The following is a 5331-nucleotide window of genomic DNA, read 5'->3' on the forward strand; positions in this document are numbered from 1 at the left end:
CGTGAAGGCGGTCGTACCGTCGGCGCTGGCGTCGTAGCCAAAATCATCGAATAAACGGTTGTAATGTATTTTTCGGGCCGGCATAATGGTCGGCCTGATTTTGTTTTAGGTCAGTAGCTCAATTGGCAGAGCGACGGTCTCCAAAACCGTAGGTTGGGGGTTCGATTCCCTCCTGACCTGCCAGATTCACTTGGTGTGTCTGGCTTTCTTTTCACAGGATCTTCATAGATGACTCCTAAGGCTGAAGCTCAAGGCTCTCGCTTCGATCTGCTCAAGTGGCTTGTAGTAGTCGCTTTGGTGGTTGTTGGCGTTGTTGGCAATCAGTATTACGCTGCTTCGCCGATCCTGTACCGTGTACTTGCTTTGCTTGTCATTGCTGCTGTAGCTGCCTTTGTAGGCCTGCAGACTGCTAAGGGCAAGTCTTTCTTTGTACTGGTTAAGGAAGCTCGCACCGAGATTCGTAAAGTCGTGTGGCCAACTCGCCAAGAAACCACGCAGACCACGCTGATTGTCGTGGCTGTTGTTCTGGTTATGGCGTTGCTGTTGTGGGGGCTTGATTCCCTGCTCGGCTGGCTTGTTTCCTTGATTGTCGGCTAAGGGTGTCCCGTGGCTAAGCGTTGGTATGTTGTGCATGCTTACTCGGGTTACGAGAAGCATGTGATGCGCTCGCTGATCGAGCGCGTAAAGCTGGCTGGCATGGAAGATGGCTTCGGCGAGATTCTGGTTCCCACTGAAGAAGTGGTTGAGATGCGCAATGGCCAGAAGCGCAAAAGCGAGCGAAAGTTCTTTCCAGGCTATGTGCTGGTTCAGATGGATATGAATGAGGGTACTTGGCACTTGGTCAAGGACACTCCTCGCGTGATGGGTTTTATCGGCGGTACTGCTGATAAGCCAGCGCCTATTACGGATAAAGAGGCAGAAGCAATTCTGCGTCGCGTTGCTGATGGTAGCGACAAGCCTAAGCCGAAGACGTTGTTCGAGCCAGGTGAGACGGTACGTGTCAACGACGGTCCATTCGCCGATTTCAACGGCGTCGTTGAAGAAGTTAACTACGAAAAGAGCCGGATCCAAGTGGCGGTGCTCATTTTCGGTCGCTCTACTCCGGTGGAGCTGGAGTTCAGTCAGGTCGAAAAGGTCTAACTGGGCAAGCATCCCAACCCCACAGCCCAAGGCTGTGGGGTTTTGTCGTCACTGGGATAAACGCGCAAGTAACCGGGGAGCCTTTCGAGGCGTTCGAACCCGTAATTGGAGTGCCTCATGGCCAAGAAGATTACCGCTTACATCAAGCTGCAAGTGAAGGCCGCTCAGGCTAACCCAAGTCCACCTGTTGGTCCTGCTCTGGGTCAGCACGGCGTGAACATCATGGAATTCTGCAAGGCCTTCAACGCCCGTACTCAGGGTCTTGAAGCAGGTCTGCCGACTCCAGTGATCATCACTGTCTACAGCGACCGTAGCTTCACTTTCGAAACCAAATCCACCCCTGCTTCGGTTCTGCTGAAGAAGGCGGCCGGTCTGACCAGCGGTTCCGCTCGTCCGAACACCGTTAAGGTCGGCACTGTTACCCGTGCTCAGCTGGAAGAAATCGCGAAAACCAAAAACGCGGATCTGACTGCAGCTGATATGGATGCAGCCGTGCGTACTATCGCCGGTTCTGCTCGTAGCATGGGCCTTAACGTGGAGGGTGTGTAATGGCTAAGCTGACCAAGCGTCAAAAGGCTATCGCCGGCAAAATCGAAGCAGGCAAGGCCTACAACATTGTAGACGCTGCTGCTCTGCTGGCTGAGCTGTCGACTGTCAAGTTCAGCGAGTCGTTCGACGTTGCTGTAAACTTGGGTGTAGACCCACGTAAATCCGACCAGGTTGTTCGTAGCGCTACTGTGCTGCCACACGGCACTGGCAAGACCGTTCGCGTAGCCGTGTTCACCCAGGGTCCAGCTGCCGAGGCCGCTCTGGCTGCCGGCGCTGACCGTGTAGGTATGGACGATCTGGCTGCCGAAATGAAAGGCGGCGACCTGAACTATGACGTAGTGATTGCATCCCCGGATGCCATGCGCGTTGTAGGTCAACTGGGTCAGATCCTCGGTCCACGTGGCCTGATGCCTAACCCGAAAGTCGGCACCGTAACTCCAGACGTGGCTAACGCGGTTAAAAACGCCAAGGCTGGTCAGGTTCGTTATCGCACCGACAAAAACGGCATCATCCACACTTCCGTTGGCAAGATCGGCTTCGATGCCGTCAAGCTGAAGGAAAACGTTGAAGCCCTGATCGCTGATCTGAAGCGTATCAAGCCAGCTTCCTCGAAAGGCATTTACGTCAAGCGCGTTACCCTGAGCACCACCATGGGCCCAGGTCTGGTTATCGACCAAAGCTCGCTCGACGCGTAAGACAAAAATTGGCGCGATTTGATCGCGCCAGTTGAAAGATTGGGGTCCCTGCCTGGCGGGGGCTATCCAAGACCGTAGGCGGCGCAAGCCTTAAACCACAAGCCTACGCAGATGGTGCTCCCGGTTCCTTACCGAATCAGACACCAAAACGACATTCGGTTTCGACCGAGTGAAACGGTAACAAGCAGGAGTTAAACCCGTGGCAATTAATCTCGAAGACAAGAAGGCCATCGTCGCTGAAGTCAACGAGGCTGCCAAAGTCGCTCTGTCCGCTGTCGTGGTTGATGCCCGTGGCGTAACAGTAGGCGCAATGACCGGACTCCGTAAAGAGGCTCGTGAAGCTGGCGTTTACGTACGTGTTGTACGTAACACCCTGCTCAAGCGCGCTGTTGCTGACACTGAATACAGTGTCCTCAACGACGTGTTCACCGGCCCGACCCTGATTGCATTCTCGAACGAACATCCGGGCGCTGCTGCCCGTATCTTCAAAGAGTTTGCCAAGGGTCAGGACAAGTTCGAGATCAAGGCAGCTGCGTTCGAGGGCAAGTTCCTCGCAGCTAATCAGATCGACGTACTGGCAACTCTGCCGACCCGTGACGAAGCAATTTCTCAGCTGATGAGCGTGATTCAAGGCGCTACCAGCAAATTGGCTCGTACTCTGGCGGCAATTCGCGACCAAAAAGAAGCTGCCGCAGCCTAAGGCTCGTCAACTTCTCGCGTTTTTTGTTTATTTCGATGGTCGCGTAGGCCGTCCCCCAATTCAGGAATTGAGTCATGTCTCTGACTAACGAACAAATCATCGAAGCAATCGGCCAGAAATCCGTAGTGGAAATCGTTGAGCTGATCAAAGCGATGGAAGAAACCTTCGGTGTTACCGCTGCTGCTGCTTCGGCTGGCCCAGCTGTAGCTGCTGCTGCTGTTGAAGAGCAAACCGAGTTCAACGTTGTTCTGCTGGAAGCTGGCGAGAAGAAGGTTAACGTGATCAAGGCAGTTCGTGAACTGACCGGTCTGGGCCTGAAAGAAGCCAAAGAGAAAGTAGACGGCGCTCCTCAGGTTGTAGCTGAAGGCGTTTCGAAAGAAGCTGCTGAAGACGCTAAGAAGAAGCTGGAAGAAGCAGGCGCTAAAGTCGAACTGAAATAAGTATCGACTTTGCTCCTCCAGCCCGAGCGTCAAGCGACAGGCTGATGGCTGGTGGCTCTTGCCACCGGCCTTTTTCCGTTATTGGCAGCCGACTGGGTCGGTGCTGATAAAGGCGCTGTAACCACCCGATGCGGTGGCGCAAACCATGGGGTTTGCACGATTTTCTGGCTGCTCCCGTCGGGAGGGGCCAAACAAGCAGGTGACCAAGCTGGGGAACGCTGATGGCTTACTCATATACTGAGAAAAAACGTATCCGCAAGGACTTTAGCAAGTTGCCGGACGTCATGGATGTGCCGTACCTCCTGGCCATCCAGCTGGATTCGTATCGTGAATTCTTGCAAGCGGGAGCGACTAAAGATCAGTTCCGCGACGTGGGCCTGCATGCGGCCTTCAAATCCGTTTTCCCGATCATCAGCTACTCCGGCAATGCTGCGCTGGAGTACGTCGGTTATCGCCTGGGCGAACCGGCATTTGATGTCAAAGAATGCGTATTGCGCGGTGTAACTTTCGCCGTACCTTTGCGGGTAAAAGTGCGCCTGATCATTTTCGACAAAGAATCGTCGAACAAAGCGATCAAGGACATCAAAGAGCAAGAAGTCTACATGGGCGAAATCCCATTGATGACTGAGAACGGTACCTTCGTAATCAACGGTACCGAGCGTGTTATCGTTTCCCAGCTGCACCGTTCCCCGGGCGTGTTCTTCGACCACGACCGCGGCAAGACGCACAGCTCCGGCAAACTGTTGTACTCCGCTCGCATCATTCCTTACCGCGGTTCGTGGCTGGACTTCGAGTTCGACCCGAAAGACTGCGTGTTCGTGCGTATCGACCGTCGTCGCAAGCTGCCGGCCTCGGTACTGCTGCGCGCGCTCGGTTACACCACCGAAGAAGTGCTGGACGCGTTCTACACCACCAACGTATTCCATGTTAAAGGCGAAGGCCTGAGCCTGGAACTGGTGCCTCAGCGCCTGCGCGGTGAAGTCGCTGTCCTCGACATTCAGGACGACAAAGGCAAGGTGATTGTTGAGCAGGGCCGTCGTATTACTGCCCGCCACATCAACCAGCTGGAAAAAGCCGGGATCAAAGAGCTGGATGTGCCTCTGGACTACGTCCTGGGTCGCACGACCGCCAAGGTCATCGTGCATCCGGCTACCGGCGAAATCCTGGCAGAGTGCAACACCGAGCTGTCGACCGAAGTCCTGGCGAAAATTGCCAAGGCCGGTGTCGTTCGCATCGAAACTCTGTACACCAACGACATCGACTGCGGTCCGTTCGTCTCCGACACGCTGAAGATCGACTCCACCAGCAACCAATTGGAAGCGCTGGTCGAGATCTATCGCATGATGCGTCCAGGCGAGCCGCCAACCAAGGACGCTGCCGAAACCCTGTTCAACAACCTGTTCTTCAGCCCTGAACGCTATGACCTGTCTGCGGTCGGCCGGATGAAGTTCAACCGTCGTATCGGTCGCACCGAGATCGAAGGTTCGGGCGTGCTGTGCAAGGAAGACATCGTCGCGGTACTGAAGACTCTGGTCGACATCCGTAACGGTAAAGGCATCGTCGACGACATCGACCACCTGGGTAACCGTCGCGTTCGTTGCGTCGGCGAGATGGCCGAGAACCAGTTCCGCGTTGGCCTGGTGCGTGTTGAGCGTGCGGTCAAAGAGCGTCTGTCGATGGCAGAAAGCGAAGGCCTGATGCCGCAAGACCTGATCAACGCCAAGCCAGTGGCTGCGGCGGTGAAAGAGTTCTTCGGTTCCAGCCAGCTGTCTCAGTTCATGGACCAGAACAACCCGCTGTCCGAGAT

The 5331-nt window shown here is 55.0% G+C and carries 6 protein-coding genes, 1 tRNA gene and 1 pseudogene; all 8 read left to right on the forward strand.

Annotation, left to right across the window (positions count from 1 at the left end):
• Positions 1-107: 107 nt before the first annotated feature.
• Positions 108-183: transfer RNA gene (locus DBR24_RS00300), tRNA-Trp, on the forward strand.
• Positions 184-228: 45 nt separating this feature from the next.
• Positions 229-597, forward strand: a complete 369-nt coding sequence (gene secE / locus DBR24_RS00305) for a preprotein translocase subunit SecE (protein ID WP_064589465.1) — start codon at positions 229-231, stop codon at positions 595-597.
• Positions 598-606: 9 nt separating this feature from the next.
• On the forward strand, positions 607-1140 hold the full coding sequence (gene nusG / locus DBR24_RS00310) for a transcription termination/antitermination protein NusG (RefSeq protein ID WP_007957598.1): 534 nt from the start codon (positions 607-609) through the stop codon (positions 1138-1140).
• A gap of 117 nt (positions 1141-1257) precedes the next feature.
• Positions 1258-1689 carry a 50S ribosomal protein L11 gene (gene rplK, locus DBR24_RS00315; RefSeq protein ID WP_003228756.1) on the forward strand — a complete coding sequence of 144 codons (432 nt, stop codon included), beginning with the start codon at positions 1258-1260 and terminating at the stop codon, positions 1687-1689.
• On the forward strand, positions 1689-2384 hold the full coding sequence (rplA, locus tag DBR24_RS00320) for a 50S ribosomal protein L1 (protein ID WP_024014523.1): 696 nt from the start codon (positions 1689-1691) through the stop codon (positions 2382-2384). Before rplK ends, rplA begins: the two co-directional genes overlap by 1 nt.
• Before the next feature lie 199 nt (positions 2385-2583).
• The gene (rplJ, locus tag DBR24_RS00325) at positions 2584-3084 is read left to right on the forward strand and encodes a 50S ribosomal protein L10 (RefSeq protein WP_003228752.1); all 501 of its coding nucleotides are present in this window, start codon (positions 2584-2586) and stop codon (positions 3082-3084) included.
• 74 nt (positions 3085-3158) lie between these two features.
• The gene (rplL, locus tag DBR24_RS00330; protein ID WP_007962228.1) at positions 3159-3524 is read left to right on the forward strand and encodes a 50S ribosomal protein L7/L12; all 366 of its coding nucleotides are present in this window, start codon (positions 3159-3161) and stop codon (positions 3522-3524) included.
• A 221-nt stretch (positions 3525-3745) separates the two neighbouring features.
• Positions 3746-5331, forward strand: a pseudogene (rpoB, locus tag DBR24_RS00335) (DNA-directed RNA polymerase subunit beta); the annotation flags it as partial.

This window comes from Pseudomonas sp. HMWF006, from assembly GCF_003061205.1.
Classification (GTDB): Bacteria; Pseudomonadota; Gammaproteobacteria; order Pseudomonadales; family Pseudomonadaceae; genus Aquipseudomonas; species Aquipseudomonas monsensis.

Excerpts from the sequence above, each read along its gene's own strand:
- rplA (WP_024014523.1), top strand. The coding sequence starts at position 1,689 with ATGGCTAAGCTGACCAAGCGTCAAAAGGCTATCGCCGGCAAAATCGAA.
- rplK (WP_003228756.1), top strand. The coding sequence starts at position 1,258 with ATGGCCAAGAAGATTACCGCTTACATCAAGCTGCAAGTGAAGGCCGCT.
- secE (WP_064589465.1), top strand. The coding sequence starts at position 229 with ATGACTCCTAAGGCTGAAGCTCAAGGCTCTCGCTTCGATCTGCTCAAG.
- rplL (WP_007962228.1), top strand. The coding sequence starts at position 3,159 with ATGTCTCTGACTAACGAACAAATCATCGAAGCAATCGGCCAGAAATCC.